At 70.1% G+C, this 15936-nt stretch carries 13 protein-coding genes and 1 pseudogene; 9 read left to right on the forward strand and 5 right to left on the reverse strand.

The window, feature by feature from the left end:
• The first annotated feature begins 45 nt into the window (after nucleotides 1-45).
• Both BBA86_RS09495 and BBA86_RS09500 read left to right on the forward strand, forming a co-directional pair.
• Nucleotides 46-906, forward strand: a complete 861-nt coding sequence (locus tag BBA86_RS09495; protein WP_065571339.1) for an SDR family oxidoreductase — start codon at nucleotides 46-48, stop codon at nucleotides 904-906.
• A gap of 76 nt (nucleotides 907-982) precedes the next feature.
• Nucleotides 983-2023 carry an LLM class flavin-dependent oxidoreductase gene (locus BBA86_RS09500; RefSeq protein WP_065571340.1) on the forward strand — a complete coding sequence of 347 codons (1041 nt, stop codon included), beginning with the start codon at nucleotides 983-985 and terminating at the stop codon, nucleotides 2021-2023.
• Between the two features lie 27 nt (nucleotides 2024-2050).
• Here the strand turns inward: BBA86_RS09500 and BBA86_RS14760 are convergent.
• Nucleotides 2051-2176, reverse strand: a pseudogene (locus BBA86_RS14760) (SIP domain-containing protein); the annotation flags it as partial.
• Between the two features lie 84 nt (nucleotides 2177-2260).
• Here BBA86_RS14760 and BBA86_RS09505 point away from each other — a divergent pair.
• Nucleotides 2261-3085, forward strand: a complete 825-nt coding sequence (locus BBA86_RS09505) for an HAD-IIA family hydrolase (RefSeq protein ID WP_065571341.1) — start codon at nucleotides 2261-2263, stop codon at nucleotides 3083-3085.
• Nucleotides 3086-3111: 26 nt separating this feature from the next.
• Here the strand turns inward: BBA86_RS09505 and BBA86_RS09510 are convergent, their stop codons facing one another.
• Nucleotides 3112-3609: a DUF427 domain-containing protein gene (locus BBA86_RS09510; RefSeq protein ID WP_065571342.1), complete on the reverse strand. Its 498-nt coding sequence runs from the start codon at nucleotides 3607-3609 to the stop codon at nucleotides 3112-3114.
• Between the two features lie 73 nt (nucleotides 3610-3682).
• On the opposite strand from BBA86_RS09510, the gene BBA86_RS09515 reads away from it, so the two are divergent.
• The 5 genes from BBA86_RS09515 (at nucleotide 3683) to cydC (ending at nucleotide 10224) form a co-directional block, all read left to right on the forward strand.
• Nucleotides 3683-4306 carry a helix-turn-helix transcriptional regulator gene (locus BBA86_RS09515; protein WP_065571343.1) on the forward strand — a complete coding sequence of 208 codons (624 nt, stop codon included), beginning with the start codon at nucleotides 3683-3685 and terminating at the stop codon, nucleotides 4304-4306.
• 127 nt (nucleotides 4307-4433) lie between these two features.
• On the forward strand, nucleotides 4434-5861 hold the full coding sequence (locus BBA86_RS09520) for a cytochrome ubiquinol oxidase subunit I (protein WP_065571344.1): 1428 nt from the start codon (nucleotides 4434-4436) through the stop codon (nucleotides 5859-5861).
• A 9-nt stretch (nucleotides 5862-5870) separates the two neighbouring features.
• Nucleotides 5871-6905, forward strand: a complete 1035-nt coding sequence (gene cydB, locus BBA86_RS09525) for a cytochrome d ubiquinol oxidase subunit II (RefSeq protein ID WP_065571345.1) — start codon at nucleotides 5871-5873, stop codon at nucleotides 6903-6905.
• A gap of 20 nt (nucleotides 6906-6925) precedes the next feature.
• A complete protein-coding gene (gene cydD / locus BBA86_RS09530; RefSeq protein ID WP_065571346.1) occupies nucleotides 6926-8563 on the forward strand; it encodes a thiol reductant ABC exporter subunit CydD in 1638 nt (545 codons plus the stop codon).
• Nucleotides 8560-10224 (forward strand): thiol reductant ABC exporter subunit CydC, encoded by a 1665-nt coding sequence (cydC, locus tag BBA86_RS09535; protein WP_065571347.1) that lies wholly within the window; start codon nucleotides 8560-8562, stop codon nucleotides 10222-10224. Before cydD ends, cydC begins: the two co-directional genes overlap by 4 nt.
• Nucleotides 10225-10241: 17 nt before the next feature.
• Here cydC and BBA86_RS09540 read toward each other — a convergent pair whose 3' ends face one another.
• Nucleotides 10242-11780 carry an SDR family oxidoreductase gene (locus BBA86_RS09540; RefSeq protein WP_065572251.1) on the reverse strand — a complete coding sequence of 513 codons (1539 nt, stop codon included), beginning with the start codon at nucleotides 11778-11780 and terminating at the stop codon, nucleotides 10242-10244.
• A 112-nt stretch (nucleotides 11781-11892) separates the two neighbouring features.
• Between BBA86_RS09540 and BBA86_RS09545 the strand changes: the two genes are divergently transcribed.
• The gene (locus tag BBA86_RS09545; RefSeq protein WP_065571348.1) at nucleotides 11893-13428 is read left to right on the forward strand and encodes an MFS transporter; all 1536 of its coding nucleotides are present in this window, start codon (nucleotides 11893-11895) and stop codon (nucleotides 13426-13428) included.
• Here BBA86_RS09545 and BBA86_RS09550 read toward each other — a convergent pair.
• Together BBA86_RS09550 and BBA86_RS09555 are read right to left on the reverse strand one after the other, a co-directional pair.
• Nucleotides 13402-14007 carry a GNAT family N-acetyltransferase gene (locus tag BBA86_RS09550; protein ID WP_065571349.1) on the reverse strand — a complete coding sequence of 202 codons (606 nt, stop codon included), beginning with the start codon at nucleotides 14005-14007 and terminating at the stop codon, nucleotides 13402-13404. The two genes, BBA86_RS09545 and BBA86_RS09550, sit on opposite strands and share 27 nt — an antisense overlap.
• Nucleotides 14004-15932 (reverse strand): helicase HerA-like domain-containing protein, encoded by a 1929-nt coding sequence (locus tag BBA86_RS09555; protein WP_065571350.1) that lies wholly within the window; start codon nucleotides 15930-15932, stop codon nucleotides 14004-14006. Before BBA86_RS09555 ends, BBA86_RS09550 begins: the two co-directional genes overlap by 4 nt.
• Nucleotides 15933-15936 lie beyond the last annotated feature (4 nt).

Below are 15936 nucleotides of genomic sequence, written 5' to 3' on the forward strand. Positions count from 1 at the left end.
CCTCCCGGTGTCGCGCACTTCGCCCGATCATCGAAAGGACTCGCCATGACCATCCTCGTCACCGCCGCCAGCGGCCAGCTCGGCCACCTCGTCGTCGACGCCCTCCTCGCCCGCGGCGCCTCGCCCGACAGCATCGTCGCCGGTGCACGCACGGTGGCGAAGGCCGCCGACCTCGCCGACAGGGGCGTGCGGGTCGTCCCGCTCGACTACAGCGCACCGGAGTCGATCGACGCCGCCCTCGAGGGCGTCGACAGCGTTCTGCTGATCTCGGGATCGGAGCCCGGCAGCCGCCTGGCCGGACACGTCAACGTGATCGACGCCGCGGCCCGCGCGGGCGTGACGAAGCTCGTCTACACCAGCGTGTCGCACGCCGACACCGTCGATCTCGTCCTCGCCCCCGACCACAAGGCGACCGAGGAGGCCATCGCGGCCAGCGGCATCCCGGCGGTCCTGTTGCGCAACAACTGGTACATCGAGAACTACGCGGGCGACCTCGCCGGTGCCGCCCAGAACGGCGTGATCTCGGCCGCCGTCGGTGACGCCGCCGTGTCGGCAGCCGCCCGCGCCGACTACGCCGAGGCGGCTGCGGTCGTCCTGCTCGAGGACGGTCACATCGGCCGGACGTACGAGCTGGCCGGCCCCCGGGCGACCTACGCCGACATCGCTTCCGCGATGGGCGAGGTCCTCGGCCGCGAGGTCGCCTACGTCCCCGCGACGCCGGAGGAGCTGGCGGCGCGCCTGGCCTCGTTCGGACTCGACGAGGGAACGGTCGGCTTCGTCGTGGCGCTCGACGCCGGCATCGCGGGCGGCGCGCTCGACGTGACCGAGACCGACCTCGCCGATCTGATCGGCCGTCCCACCACGCCGTGGGTCGAGGCTCTCCGCGCGGTGGCACCCGCGAACTGAGGGCCCCGGCGGCAGCCGCGGCCGCGGCATCCATATTCACCGGAATGGATGCCGCGGCCGCGGTGTTGTCTTCGGTATGCAGAGTTTCGGAACGCTGTCCTTCGGCCACTACGGCCCCCTCGGCGGGGGTCGCGAACTCACCGCAGGCGACTCGCTGATGCAGGCGATCGACCTCGCGCAGGGGATGGATGAGCTCGGCGTCAACGGCGCCTACTTCCGCGTGCATCACTTCGCCCGGCAGCAGGCCTCGCCCATGCCGCTTCTCGCCGCGATCGCCGCGCGCACCTCGCACATCGAGGTCGGCACGGGCGTCATCGACATGCGGTACGAGAACCCGCTGTACCTCGCCGAAGAGGCCGCGGCGCTCGACCTCATCAGCGACGGCCGGCTCGCACTCGGCGTGAGCCGCGGCTCACCCGAGAGCGTCGTCCGCGGCTACGAGACGTTCGGCTACACCGGGTCCCAGGATCCGCGCGGCGCCGACCTCGCCCGCGAGCACTTCGACCTGTTCCTGCGCGCGATCGACGGCGAGGGTCTCGCCGAAAGCGATCCGCACAGCCCCTTCGGCGGCGGTCAGGGCTTGCAGCGCATCGAACCGCACTCCCCCGGGCTCCGCTCGCGGGTGTGGTGGGGCGCGGGCAACCGCGACTCCGCGGAGTGGGCAGGACGCATGGGTGTCAACCTGATGTCCTCGACTCTCCTCACGTCGGCGGACGGGCGGCCCTTCGACATCCTGCAGGCCGAGCAGATCGACGCGTTCCGCACGTCGTGGCGCGAGGCCGGTCACGCCGGCACGCCGCGGGTCTCCGTCAGTCGCAGTATCTTCCCGATCACGACAGCCGAGGACGCCATGTACTTCGGCGGACGCTCGGACGGTGACCAGATCGGCATCATCGACGGCATGCGGTCGACCTTCGGCAAGACCTACGCCGGCACGCCCGACGAACTCGTCGAGCAGCTGCAGCACGACGCCGCTGTGCGCGAGGCCGACACCCTCATGCTCACCATCCCGAGCCAGCTGGGGGTCGCGTTCAACCTGCGCCTCGTCGAGTCGTTCGCGCGTTACGTGGCACCGTCACTGGGCTGGGTTCCGACGAAGGCGGTGTCGACCGCCTGACGCCGGGCGAGGGGGATCGAGGCTCCCTCATCCGACGAGCGGGCCGCCTTCGCGCCAGTAGCCGAGGAACGAGACCCGGTCCTTCGGCACCTCGAGGCGCCCGGTGACCAGACGCCGGAGCGAGGTGACCGTGCCGGACTCCCGCGCCAGCCAGACGTAGACCTCAGCCTAACCATACGAAGGTGCTCGATCAGGCCTGCCCCCGACCGGCGCACCGCCCGGGCGTAGTGTGGAGGTATGCGTACCCGCGCGGACATCGAGTGCTGGCTGACCGACATGGACGGTGTCCTCGTCCACGAGAACACGCCGATCCCCGGTGCGGCCGAGCTCCTGGAGCAGTGGCGCCACGACGGCACCCCGTTCCTCGTCCTCACCAACAACTCGATCTTCACGCCGCGCGACCTCAGCGCACGGTTGCGCGCGTCCGGGCTCGTGGTGCCCGAGGAGTCGATCTGGACCTCGGCTCTCGCCACCGCGGACTTCCTCGCCTCGCAGAAGCCGGGCGGCACGGCCTTCGTCATCGGTGAAGCGGGTCTCACGACCGCACTCCACGAGGCGGGGTTCATCATGACCGAGACGAGTCCCGACTACGTCGTCGTCGGTGAGACGCGGAACTACTCCTTCGAGGCCATCACGAAAGCCATCCGGTTCATCGGCGCCGGGTCGCGTTTCATCGCCACCAATCCCGACGCCACCGGACCCTCGATCCAGGGCGTCCTCCCGGCGACGGGGGCGATCTCGGCGCTCATCACGAAGGCGACCGGCAAAGAGCCCTACGTCGTCGGCAAGCCCAACCCGATGATGTTCCGATCGGCGCTCAATCGCATCGGCGCGCACTCCGAGAACACCGGCATGATCGGCGACCGCATGGACACCGACGTCGTCGCCGGTATCGAGGCGGGGCTCCACACCGTGCTGGTGCTCACCGGCATCAGCGACGCCACCGAGATCGAACGCTATCCGTTCCGGCCCGACGAGATCCTGGACTCCGTGGCCGACCTCGTCCGCGAAGAACCCCTCGAGAGCGACTCACCGGACGTCAACCCGTCGCTCGGACTCTGAGGAGCCCTCACCTCACCGGCTCGGGGTCACCACCCCATCGAGCCCGGGGCGCCCTTGAACGGCCCCACCACCCGGGACGTGATCCACCCGCCGTAGAACCGACCCGGTTGCGGGGTGACGACCTCTCCCGCGACGGTGCACTCGTCCATCTGCTGCGCGTACACCGCGACGCGATCCGCGAGCTCCCCGTAGCCCGGCTCGGGGGTCGGATAGTTCCACGCCGCGGCCTCGCGCGTCTGACCGCCCCCGTGGACGTCGAGATACCGTGCACCGCCCTTGAACTCGCAGAAGGACGCCCCCTCGCCGCGTGTCAGCGCGCCGGCCACGAAGTCGGCGATCGGCAGGTAGTAGACCGGCGGATGACTCGTCTCGAGGACCCGCAGAGCTCCAGTCGTCGCGACGATGCGCTCGCCGCCGAGGGTGATCGTCACGGTACCGTCGACCGGTTCGACGCGAGGGGGCCGGGGATAGTCCCAGACACTCTCCTGGCCGGGTCCGATCGGTTCGGGAGTGGGATGCCGCATGCCCTCCAGATTAAGGGCGTAATCCCACCTGAGGGCCGTGCCCGGACAGGAGGCATCCCGCGATAATGAAGTCATGACGGCCCGGCGCCCGACGGCCTACAACGCGATCTCCACCTCTTCACGCGTGGAGATCCTCCACCTGCTGCAGACGACCCCGCAGCAGACCGTCGGCGAGCTCGTGGCGGCGACGAAACTGCACCCGAACACCGTCCGCGAGCACCTGCAGCGCCTCATCGAGCGCGGTTTCGTCGCGACCGAGGTCGAGAAGCGGACCGTGCGCGGCCGCCCACGCGTGTTCTACCGCGCCGTCGACGGCGTGAGCGTGTCGAGCCCGGAGCACCGTCGCAAGGTGCAGGCCGCGGTCGAACGCGGCGACCTCATGCGTCGCGTCATGCCCGAGACGGCCGGGTCGCTCACCGGCGAGGAGCAGCATCAGCTCGACGCCCTCGTCGAGCAACTGCTCGACGGCGGGTTCGCGCCGGAGATCGACGAGGATGCGCTCACGATCGACCTCACCCCCTGCGCGCACGCCGCTGATCAGGCGGACCACCGCGACACGCTCTGCGATGTGCACCTCGGCTTGATGAAGGGCGCCCTGAGCGAGGCCGGTGGCCCGCTTGCGGTGGACGGCATGAGGGCGTCGTGCGACCCCCAGCAGTGCGTCATCCAGCTGATGCGTCGACGCCCGGACGCCTGACCGACCGGCTCCCTCCCTCACCCCTGACCAGGTGATTCTTCCGGGCGCCATTTTGCACGGCCCATCCTCGGACGCGCTCCGTCGCCTCGTTCTACCGTGAGAGAACACCCGTGGAAGGACCAAACCCGTGGACTTTCTGGACCCGCTCATCCTGGCGCGCTGGCAGTTCGGACTGACGACGCTGTACCACTACCTGTTCGTTCCCTTGACGCTCGGCATGGCACTCACCGTGGCGATCTTCCAGACGATCTGGCACCGCACCGGCGACGTGAAGTGGCTGCACCTCACCCGCCTGTTCGGCAAGATCTTCCTGATCAACTTCGCCATGGGCGTCGTCACCGGCATCGTGCAGGAGTTCCAGTTCGGCATGAACTGGTCCGACTACTCCCGCTTCGTCGGCGATGTGTTCGGAGCCCCCCTCGCCTTCGAGGGCCTCATGGCCTTCTTCTTCGAGGCGACCTTCATCGGCTTGTGGATCTTCGGATGGGACAAGCTGCCCCGCCGCATCCATCTGCTCACCATCTGGGCGACCGCATTCGGCTCGATCCTGTCGGCCTACTTCATCCTCACCGCGAACGCGTTCATGCAGAACCCGGTCGGATACCAGCTGAACCCCGAGACCGGCCGGGCGGAGCTCAAGAACTTCTTCGAGCTCCTCACCAATCCGGTGGCGCTCGCCGCCTTCCCGCACACGATCTTCGCGGCGTTCATGTTCGCCGCGTCCGTCATCATCGCCGTCGCCGCCTGGCACCTGCGTCGCGGTCAGCACGTCGAGACGATGCGCCCCGCCCTGCGATACGGCATGTGGTTCATGATCATCTCCTTCGCCGGCACCGCGATCAGCGGCGACCAGCTGGGACTCGTCATGGTCGAGACCCAGCCCATGAAGATGGCGGCTGCCGAAGCCCTCTGGAACACCGCGTGCGGGGCCGACGCGTCCTTCTCGATCTTCTCCATCGGCACGCCCGACGGCACCGCCGAGGTCTGGTCGCTCCGCGTGCCCTACCTGCTCTCGTTCCTCTCCACGCACAGCCTCGACGGCTGCGTCGAGGGCCTCAACAACCTGCAGGAGCTCTACACGCAGAAGTTCGGCGCGGGCATCGACTACATGCCCGAGATCTGGGTCACCTACTGGTCGTTCCGCTGGATGATGGGCTTCGGCGGTATCGCGACCCTCATCTCGGTCGCCGGTCTCTGGGTCACGCGGAAGAAGGCCACGCGCCCCGTCGCCGGCTGGATGTGGCGCATCGCGATCTGGTCCGCACCGCTGCCGCTGTTCGGCAGTCTGGTCGGCTGGATCTTCACCGAGATGGGCCGCCAGCCCTGGATCGTCTTCAGTCTCATGCACACCTCCGACGGCGTCTCACCGAACGTCCCCGGGTGGACGGTGCTCATCTCGCTCGTCGCCTTCACCGCGATCTACGCGTCGCTCGCCGTCGTCGAGTTCCGCCTCATCCTGAAGGCCGCGCAGAAGGGGCCCGATCCGCTGCCCGGCCCCGATGACCCCGACCCGCGCGACCTGCCGGTCGACCAGACCCCCTCGACGGTCTACTAGGAGCACGCCATGGATCTCGCCTACCTCTGGTTCTTCATCGTCGGTGTGTTCTTCGTCGGCTACTTCGTGCTCGACGGCTTCGACTTCGGCGTCGGGATGAGCCTGCCGTTCCTCGGCCGCGACGAGGTCTCGCGCCGCCAGGTGATCAACACGATCGGCCCCGTGTGGGACCTCAACGAGACCTGGGTCATCGTCGCCGGCGCCTGCCTGTTCGCCGCGTTCCCGGAGTGGTACGCGACGCTGTTCAGCGGGTTCTACCTGCCGCTGCTGCTCATCCTGCTCGCGCTCATCCTGCGCGGCGTCTCGTTCGAATACCGCCACCAGCGCGAGGGCCTCGCCTGGAAGCGCGGCTTCGACCGGATGATCGTCATCGGCTCGGTCATCCCCGCGCTGCTGTGGGGCGTCGCGTTCGGCAACATCGTGCAGGGCGTCCCGATCGACGCCGACAAGAACGTCACGGGCACCCTCTTCGACCTGCTGAACCCGTATGCCCTGTGCGTCGGGATCACGACGCTTCTTCTCTTCTTCCTCCACGGCGTCTACTTCGTCGGTTTGAAAGCCGACGGCCAGGTGAAGGAGGACGCGCACCGGCTCGCACGCCGCGCCGCCCTCCCGACGATCGTCTTCGCAGCCGCCACCGTCGTCTGGACGACCCTCATCGCGATGGAACGCGACGCCCCGCTGATCGCGGCGGTGATCGGATGCGGCGCGGCCGCCGCGATCGCTCTGCTCGCCTCCGCGGTCGCCAACGTCCGGCGGCGTGACGGCTGGGCTTTCGCGCTCGGTGCCGTCACGATCGTCACCGCGGTCCTCACGCTGTGGTTCGCGCTGTTCCCGTATGTCATGCCGTCCTCGACCGACCCGGCGTTCTCGCTCACGATCGAGAACGCCTCCAGCACCGATTACACGCTGACGGTCATGACGTGGGCGGCGGTCATCTTCCTGCCCGGCATCCTCGCCTACCAGGCGTGGACCTACTGGGTGTTCCGCAAGCGCATCACGCGGGTGCAGATCGAGAAGGCGGATGCCGCGGCTGCTCACTGAGCACGCGGAGGGAACGAGCCATGTCAGACGACGCCACGCCGCGGCAGCCGCCGATCGACCCGCGGCTGTGGCGGTACGCGACGGCATCCCGATCCTTCTTCGTCGTCATCGCGCTCCTTTCCATCCTGCAGACGGCTGCGATCGTCGGGTTCGCCTTCTTCACGACGCGCGCGATCGTCGACGCGATAGCGGGCGAGGATGTCACGGGAACCCTCCTCGCCCTGGCCGGCGTGGTCCTCGCGCGCTCCGTCCTCTCATTCCTGCGTGAGCGGGTCGCGGCGCGGGCCTCCGCCCGCGTCGAGTCGCAGCTCAGGGACGCGGTGCTCGACGCCGTCGCACGGTTGGGCCCCGGCTGGACGGCGACGCGCAGCACCTCGCATCTCGCACTCATCGCAGGTCGGGGACTCGACGCGCTCGAACCCTACGTCGGCCGGTACCTGCCGCAGCTCGTCCAGACCGTGATCGCGACGCCGGTCATCGTCGCCGTGATGTGGTCCGCCGACGCGATCTCAGGACTCACGGTCGTTCTCACCCTCCCCCTCATCCCGATCTTCATGATCCTCATCGGCCTCGCGACCCGCTCCGTGCAGCGACGGCAGTGGGAGACCCTGACGCGGCTCGCGACACGGTTCTCCGAGACCCTTCAGGGGCTGTCGACGCTGACCGTGTTCGGCCGGCAGCGTCGCGCCGCCGACACCATCGAACGCGTGACCGACGACTACCGCCGCGAGACGATGACGGTGCTGCGCGTGTCGTTCCTGTCGGGTTTCGCCCTCGAGTTCCTCGCATCGATCTCGGTCGCGATCGTCGCGGTGGCGATCGGGTTCCGCCTGATCGACGGCTCGCTGACGTTGAGCGTCGGTCTGTTCGTGCTCCTCCTCGCGCCCGACGCGTTCCTGCCGCTGCGTCAGGTCGGCGTGCAGTTCCACGCCTCCAGTGAGGGCGTCGCAGCTACGCAGGATGTCTTCGCCGTTCTCGATGACGTGGCTGCGGCATCCGCCGGGCCCGCGCCGGGCCCCGCACCGACCGGGTCGGACCACGCGCTGCGCGTGGCTGGCGTGAGGGTGCGGGATCTGCCGCCCGTCGACCTCGAGGCACGATCGGGCGAGATCGTCCTGATCGAGGGGCCGAGCGGCGCGGGTAAATCGAGTCTGCTGCACGCACTCCTCGGGTTCGCGCCCGCAACGGGTCGCATCGAGTTCGACGGCGCCGCCGTCTCCTCGCTCGCACCGTCGGCGTGGCTCGCCTGGGCCGGCCAGCGCCCCGGTCTCGCCGCCGGCACCGTCGCGCAGAACATCCGCCTCGGCGACGCCGACATGCCCCTCGAGACCGTTCGAGAAGCCCTCTCCCTCGTGGGTCTCGGCGACCTCGATCCCGACCGGGTGCTCGGCGTGCAGGGGGCGGGACTGTCGGGCGGCCAGGCGCAGCGCGTCGCCGTGGCCCGGGCGGTCGCCCGTCACCTACGCGGTCACGCTCCCGTGCTCGCGCTCGACGAGCCATCCGCAGCCCTCGACGCGACTGCGGAAGGCCACCTCTGGCGATCGCTGCGTCAGGTGGCGGATGCCGGTGCCCTCATCCTCCTGGTCTCGCACCGCGAGAGCGCCCGGGCCATCGCCGACCGGGTTGTGCAACTGTCCGGCGCGGAGGTCACAGCATGACGACCACGCGTGACGTCCTCCGCGACGCGATCCCGACGCCTCGCCGGTTCTGGCACGCACTCGCGTCGGGATTCCTGTCGGAGGCGTCGGCCGTCGCACTGCTCGCCGTCAGCGCGTGGCTCATCGTCCGCGCCTCGGAGCAGCCGCTCGTCATGTACGTCACGATGGCGGTCGTCGGGGTTCGCGCCTTCGCCCTCTCGCGGGCGGTCTTCCGCTACACCGAGCGCCTGGCGAGCCACGACGCCGTCCTGCGGCAGCTCGCCCGCACGCGCACCGATCTCGTGCGGCGACTGCTCCCCCACGCCCCCGCAGGACTCGCCTCGTCGGCGCGCGGTTCCGCCTCGGCCGCACTCGTCGACGACGTCGATGAACTGCAGAACCTCTCTCTCCGCGTGATCCTGCCGCTCGTGTCGTCGGCGACCGTCGCGGTGGGATCGGTCATCCTCGTCGCGCTCGTGTGGTGGCCGGCCGCTCTGACACTCCTGGGGTGCCTCGTCGCGGCCGCACTCGCGTCGCTGGCATGGGGGTGGGCGGCAGGCGCCCGCGCGGAGCGATCGATCGCGCCCCTGCGCGCGCGACTGCGCGACGCGGTCCTCGACCATCTCTCGCGGCTCGACGTCCTCGTCGCCTTCGGTGCGGAGCGCACCTCGCGTGCCGCGGTCCGCGACGCCGATGCCGCGCTCCGCCGCGCCGTCCTTCGCCGGGCGGGCGCGCAGGCCGGCACGGCTGCTCTCGTCTCGCTCGCCGCCGGCGCCGCGACGGTCACCGCGCTCCTGGTCGCTGTTCCGGCAGTCGGGACCGACGGTCTCTCGGGTCCAGCTCTCGGCGTCGCCGTCCTCGTTCCGATGGCGGTGTTCGAGGTGTTCGCTGCCGTCCCCCTCGCCGCGTCCGCCTGGCGGCAGGTGCGGGCCGCGGCATCCCGTGTCGCGGGGGTCGTCCCCGCGTCGGTCCCCGTCGAGATCCCTGCGGTGGGAACGCCGACCGGCGAGGCTCCCTCGCTCGGCGAGGGGCTCAGATTGCGCGGCGTCGCGGTCCGCTGGCCCGGAGCGGGCGAGCCCGCGCTCTCGGACGTGGACCTCGATGTCCGTCCCGGAGAGCGCCTCCACGTCGTCGGAGCGAGCGGTGCCGGCAAGTCGACGCTCGCCCACGCGCTCGTGCGGTTCCTCGCTGTCACCGGCGAGTACACGATCGGTGGCCGTTCGGTCGACGAGATCGCCCCCGACGACCTGCGGCTGACCGTGGGGCTCTGCGAGCAGCATCCGATGCTCTTCGATGAAGACATCCGACAGAACCTGCTGTTCGCGCGCGACACCGCCACCGACATGGAGCTCGAGGCCGTGCTGGAGCGGGTCGGACTGGGCGACTGGCTCCGGGCGCGCGGCGGACTCGGCGCGAGGGTCGGCGAGCGCGGCGCGCTGGTCTCGGGAGGTCAGGCACAGCGCATCTCGCTCGCGCGGGCGCTTCTGCGCGGGTTCCCGGTCCTGATCCTCGACGAGCCGACGGCGGGGGTGGACCCGGCCGCCGCAGACGCACTGCTGGGCGATCTGCTGGGAGCCGTCGACCAGACGCACGCGGTCGTGCTCATCTCGCATGCGGAGGTGCCGGCATCCCTCGTCGATCGCACCGTGCGGGTCGAAGACGGCCGGCTGACGCCTGCCTGACCCCAGCCGGCCGTGGTTCAGGTGGTCGGAGCTTCGCGCTCCGCCGCCGCCGCGATGCGGTTCGCCATCCCCGTGAAGATGAAGCCGTGGAAGGGCAGGACGGCGAACCAGTACAGCCGACCGGCGAGCCCGGTCGGGAAGAAGACAGCCCGCTGGTCGTACCGCGATCCGGACCCCTCGGGCGTCGCGCGCAGCTCGAGCCAGGCGAGCCCGGGCACCTTCATCTCGGCGCGCAGGCGCAGGAGGCGTCCCTCCTCGACGGCCTCGACACGCCAGAAATCGATCGCATCGCCGGCAGCGACCTTGCCGCGGCTGCGACGGCCGCGCTGCAGGCCGACGCCGCCGACGAGGCGATCCATCCAGCCGCGGACGGCCCAGAGGAACGGTGACGAGTACCAGCCGTTCTCGCCGCCGATCCCGACGATGACCCGCCATAGCTGCTCGGGGCTCGCCGACGTCGTCGCGGACTGCTCGTCGGTGAAGACGAGCCGCCCCGCCCACTCGGGGTCGCTCGGCAGCGGGTCGCTCGGAACCGACGAGACCTCGGCGTCCTGCCAGCTCGTCTCCACGGCATCCGCTTCTACCTTGCGGAGCGCGAGTCGTACGGCTTCGCGGTACGGCGTCAATCCGCCTTCGGGACGCGGGAGCAGGTCGTCGACGTCGTGATCATCCATGATGCACTCGTTCTGCAGCGAGGCGATGAGCGGACGGGCGATCGCCCGCGGGACGGGCGTCACGAGGTTCACCCAGTGCGACGCGAGACCGGGAGTGAGCACGGGCAGGGCCGCGATCGCGCGCTGGCGGAGCCCGGCTTCGACGGCGTACCCGTTCATCATCTGGCCGTAGCGCAGCACGTCCGGGCCGCCGATGTCGACCGCCCTGTTGACCTCCGGATCCACGTGGGCCGCGGCGAGCAGATAGTGCAGCACGTCACGGACAGCGATCGGCTGGATGCGGTTGCGCACCCACTTCGGCGCCGGCATGTACGGCAGCACGTCGGTCAGGTGACGCACCATCTCGAACGAGGCCGACCCCGACCCGATGACGACACCGGCCTGGAGGACGAGCGTCGGCGTCCCGCTGTGCAGCAGCGTCTCGCCCACCTCGACCCGCGAACGCAGATGGGGGCTCAGTTGCACGCCCGCCGGGTGGAGCCCGCCGAGGTACACGATCCGACCGACGGATGCCTCGGCCGCGGCATCGGCGACGGTCTCCGCCGCGCGCAGATCCTTGGTCTCGAAGTCGTCGCCGCCGCCCATCGAATGGACCAGGTAGTACAGCACGTCGACGTCGTCGACCGCTCGGGTCACGGCATCCGCGTCCTCGGCAGCACCCTCGACGACCTCGACGTCGCTGCCCCAGACGAAGGCCGCGAGTCGCGCCGGGGTCCGGACGAGGACGCGTACGCGGTACCCCGCCGACAGGAGCCGCGGGACGAGCCGCCCGCCGAGGTACCCGGTGGCTCCGAGGACGAGCGCGCGCGGCGCGGAACCGTCCGGTCGGGGCCGTGCGACGAGGGCCGGTTCGCGACCGGTGGGGGCGGAGAGCTCGCTCATGTCGCCACGATAGACCGGTCCGGCGAGGGGCCGGGTCGGGCGCAACATCGCGGTTTTGTCAAGAGGCTGGTCCCGGCGTGCAGCGGTTCCGGCGACTGCCTACCGTGGAGAGATGGCCAGGTCATCCCGCCCCTCGGTACCCCCGTCCTCCGAAGCACTGACCCGCTCCGCTCCCCCGCCGCGCCTCGACGTCGACGACGTCGTCGTGGTCGACACCAAGCGCGTCCGCACGGCCATCGGCGGCACCGTCGTCGGCAACTTCATGGAGTGGTTCGACTTCGGGATCTACGGCTACCTTGCCGTGACGATCTCGGCCGTGTTCACGGCGGACCTCCCCGAGCCGTGGAATCTGCTGGCCGCGCTCTTCGGCTTCGCGATCTCGTTCCTGGTCCGCCCCCTCGGCGGACTCGTGCTCGGGCCCCTCGGCGACCGCATCGGCCGTCAGAAGGTGCTGTTCTTCACGATGGCGATGATGGCTCTGTCCACCGCGCTCATCGGCGTCCTCCCCACGAGCGCGCAGATCGGTCTGTGGGCGATCGCGCCGCTGTACCTCCTCAAGATGGTCCAGGGCTTCTCGACGGGCGGCGAGTACGCCGGCGCCACGACGTACGTCGCCGAGTTCTCGCCCGACAAGCGCCGCGGCTTCTGGTCGTCGTGGCTCGACCTCGGCTCGTACATCGGATTCGCCGCCGGCGCCGGGGTCGTCGCGATAACGACCGCCATCACCCAGTCGATCTGGGGAGAGACCGCCATGACCGACTTCGGGTGGCGCATCCCGTTCCTCGTCGCGATCCCGCTCGGCATCGTCGCGATCTGGTTCCGTCTCAAGATCCCGGAGACGCCCGCCTATGAGAACGCGGCCGACGAGGAGTCCGAGGTCGATGGCGACCGCGACGACCCGCTCGCCCGCCACGGCATCGGCGGCATCCTCCGTCACCACTGGCGCGAGGTGCTCATCGCCATGGCGATCGTGGCCGCGACGCAGACCGCGGGCTACGCGCTCACGAGCTACATGCCGACGTACCTCGAGACGGAGGTCGGCGTCTCGAACCTGGGCGCGGCGATCGCGACGATCCCGATCCTCATCATCATGTCCGCGTGCCTGCCGCTGATCGGCCTGCTGAGCGACCGGATCGGTCGACGCCCCGTCTACATGATCGCGGTGGGATCGACGCTCGTCCTCATGATCCCCGCGTTCGCCATCATGCAGATCGGACAGGAGTGGGCGGTCTTCATCGCGCTCGCGATGGTCGCCATCCCGGTCGCCTTCTACGCTGCCGTCTCAGCGTCGACGTTGCCCGCACTGTTCCCCACGGCCTCGAGGTTCGGCGCCATGGCCATCGCGTTCAACATCTCGGTGTCGCTATTCGGAGGCACGACGCCGCTGTTCAGCCAAGCGCTCATCAAGGCGACGGGGAACACGTTCATGCCGGCCTTCTACATCATGTTCTTCGCACTCCTGGGCGGCATCGCGCTGCTCTCGATGAAGGAGACCGCGAAGCGTCCGCTCCTCGGATCCGTGCCCACCGTCGAGACGCGCGAAGAGGCGATCGAGGTCGTCGCGCGTCAAGACGAGGACCCGCTCATCGACACGTCGACGATGCCGATCCCGGTGCAGCGGTCAGAGGTGGATCCCGTACGCCCGTGAGCCGGGAGAGGAGGGCAGCGGGCTGAATCCCAACCGGGTGTAGAACGCCATCGCCCCGGTGTTCTCGGCCGAGGCGACGAGATGGAGCCCCGGGACGCCGCGTTCTCTGAGCGTGGCGGACAGGGTCTCGATCAGTCGGCGCCCCGCCCCCCTCCCCTGCGCCTGCGGAAGCAGGTCGATGTGGAGGTGCGCCGGGTGATCGGTCGCATACCGATCGGGCTTCTCGCCGCGCCCGTAGGCGTAGAGCAGCGTGCCGTCCTGACGTGTCACCTCGGCCTCGGGCTTCGGCCAGCGGTTCGCGAACCGCGGCCACCACTGCGTCCGGAACCACTCCTCGAACGCGTCGGTGTCGTCGGTTGCTACTACGTAGCCCACCGGCGTACCGTCTTCGTCCTCGACCACGAAGGCGAGGTCCGGGTGCCGTTCCGCATACGGCAGCGCCCAGATGTGCCCCCAGATCGCGTCGTCCTCGAAGATCCCGGTCGCATCTCCCCCGGCATCCGCGGTCCGCAGGCAGATCTCCGCGAGGGCCGGCTCGTCGCCGGGACGGAAGGGACGGATGCCTCCCGCCCCGGTCATCGGCGGCGTCCGTTCCCGAACACACCGCGGATGACGCTGCCGATGATCGACTGGGTCGTCTTCGACCCGAGGATCTCCTCGAGCGGGGATGCCTGGCGCCGGCGGCTCGTCCGGGTGCCGCCGCCGGTGGTCCGGAGGATCCGCTCGTACTCCCGTTGGGCGTCGCGCTCCGCCTTCTGCTGCGCTTTGTCCGCGGCGGCTTTCTGCTTCGCGTACTCCGCGTCGGCCTTGGCCTTCTCGGCCGCCGCCTTCGCCGCATCCGCCGCGGCGTCCGCGGCGGCCATCTTCGCGCCGAGGATCTCGCGCGCGGACTCCCGATCGACAGGAGTCCCGTACGCGGCCAGGAGCGGCGAGGCGGCCACGACCGCCTGCACGGCAGCGGCGGGCGTCGGGGACATGAGACCCTGCGGCGCGCGCAGGCGCGTCCATGCGACCGGGGTGGGAGCGCCCTTTTCGTTCATCACCGTCACGATCGCCTCACCCGTGCCGAGCTCCTGGAGAACGCGTTCGAGGTCGTAGCCGGAGGTCGGGTACGTGCTCACCGTCGCGCGGAGCGCCTTCGCATCGTCGGGGGTGAAGGCCCGGAGCGCGTGCTGGATGCGCGAACCGAGCTGGCCGAGGACGTCGGCCGGGACGTCCTTCGGCGTCTGCGTCACGAAGAAGACGCCGACACCCTTCGACCGGATGAGCCGCACGGTCTGCACGATGGCGGCGGTGAACGCCTTCGAGGCGTCCCGGAAGAGCAGGTGCGCCTCGTCGAAGAAGAACACGAGCTTGGGCTTGTCGGCATCCCCCACCTCGGGAAGGATCTCGAAGAGCTCCGCCAGCAGGTACATGAGGAACGTCGAGAACAGTTCGGGCTTGTCGGCGATCCCCGGCACCTCGAGGAGCGAGATGACACCCCGCCCGTCGGGGGCCGTCCGCAGGAAGTCGCGCACGTCGAACTCCGGTTCGCCGAAGAAGACGTCCGCGCCGCCGTCGGCGAAGGTGATGAGTTCGCGGAGGATCACGCCCGCTGTCGCGGGCGACAGGCCGCCGAGGTCCTTCAACTCGGGCTTCCCCTCGTCGCTGGTCAGGTAGGTCAGCACCGCCCGCAGGTCCGAGAGGTCGACGAGCGGCAGGCCGTGCTCGTCCGCGTAGTGGAAGACGAGACCGAGGCTCGACTCCTGCGTCTCGTTGAGACCCAGGACACGGCTGAGCAGCAGCGGCCCGAAACCGGTGACGGTGGCGCGAACGGGGACACCGGTGCCGATGCCACCCAGCGCGAAGTACTCCGTGACGGATGCCGCCGGTTCCCACGCCTGCCCGATCGCCTCCGTGCGGGCCAGGAGCTTCGGATTCGACTCCCCCGGCGTGGCGACGCCGGTGAGATCCCCCTTGATGTCGGCGGCGAAGACGGGCACGCCTTTATCCGCGAGCTGCTCCGCGAGTCCCTGCAGGGTGCGGGTCTTGCCGGTGCCGGTCGCCCCCGCGACGAGGCCGTGCCGGTTGGTCATCGCGAGCGGGATGCGGATCTGCGCCTCCCGGACGGGGTCGCCGTTGACGAGCGCGCCGAGGTCGAGCGTCGCCTCATCGAAGGTGTACCCGCGGGCGATGCGTGCGACCTCCGAGTCGTCGAGCGGACCCGCGGAGTCCGCGACGGATGCTTGCGGCGGCTCCGACGGGGCAGCGGGTGGCGCCTCGGCCCGGGCGTCGGCCGGGGCCCTCTCGGCCGGCGCCTTCTCGGCGGACGCCTTCTCGGCCGGCGCCTTCTCGGCGGACGCCTTCGCCGGCGCCTGGTCGGCGGGTGCGGGATCCGTCTTCGACGCCGCGGCACGCGCTGCCGCCAGAGCCGCCTGGGCGCGGGCGAGCTTCAGCTCCGCCGCAGCGGCGGCGGCTTCCGCTTCGAGACGGGCGAGTTCGGCGGCGGCTTCATCGGCGCTCATGCCG

The sequence above is a fragment of the Microbacterium oleivorans genome, from assembly GCF_001691565.1.
In the GTDB taxonomy this organism is placed as follows: domain Bacteria; phylum Actinomycetota; class Actinomycetes; order Actinomycetales; family Microbacteriaceae; genus Microbacterium; species Microbacterium oleivorans_B.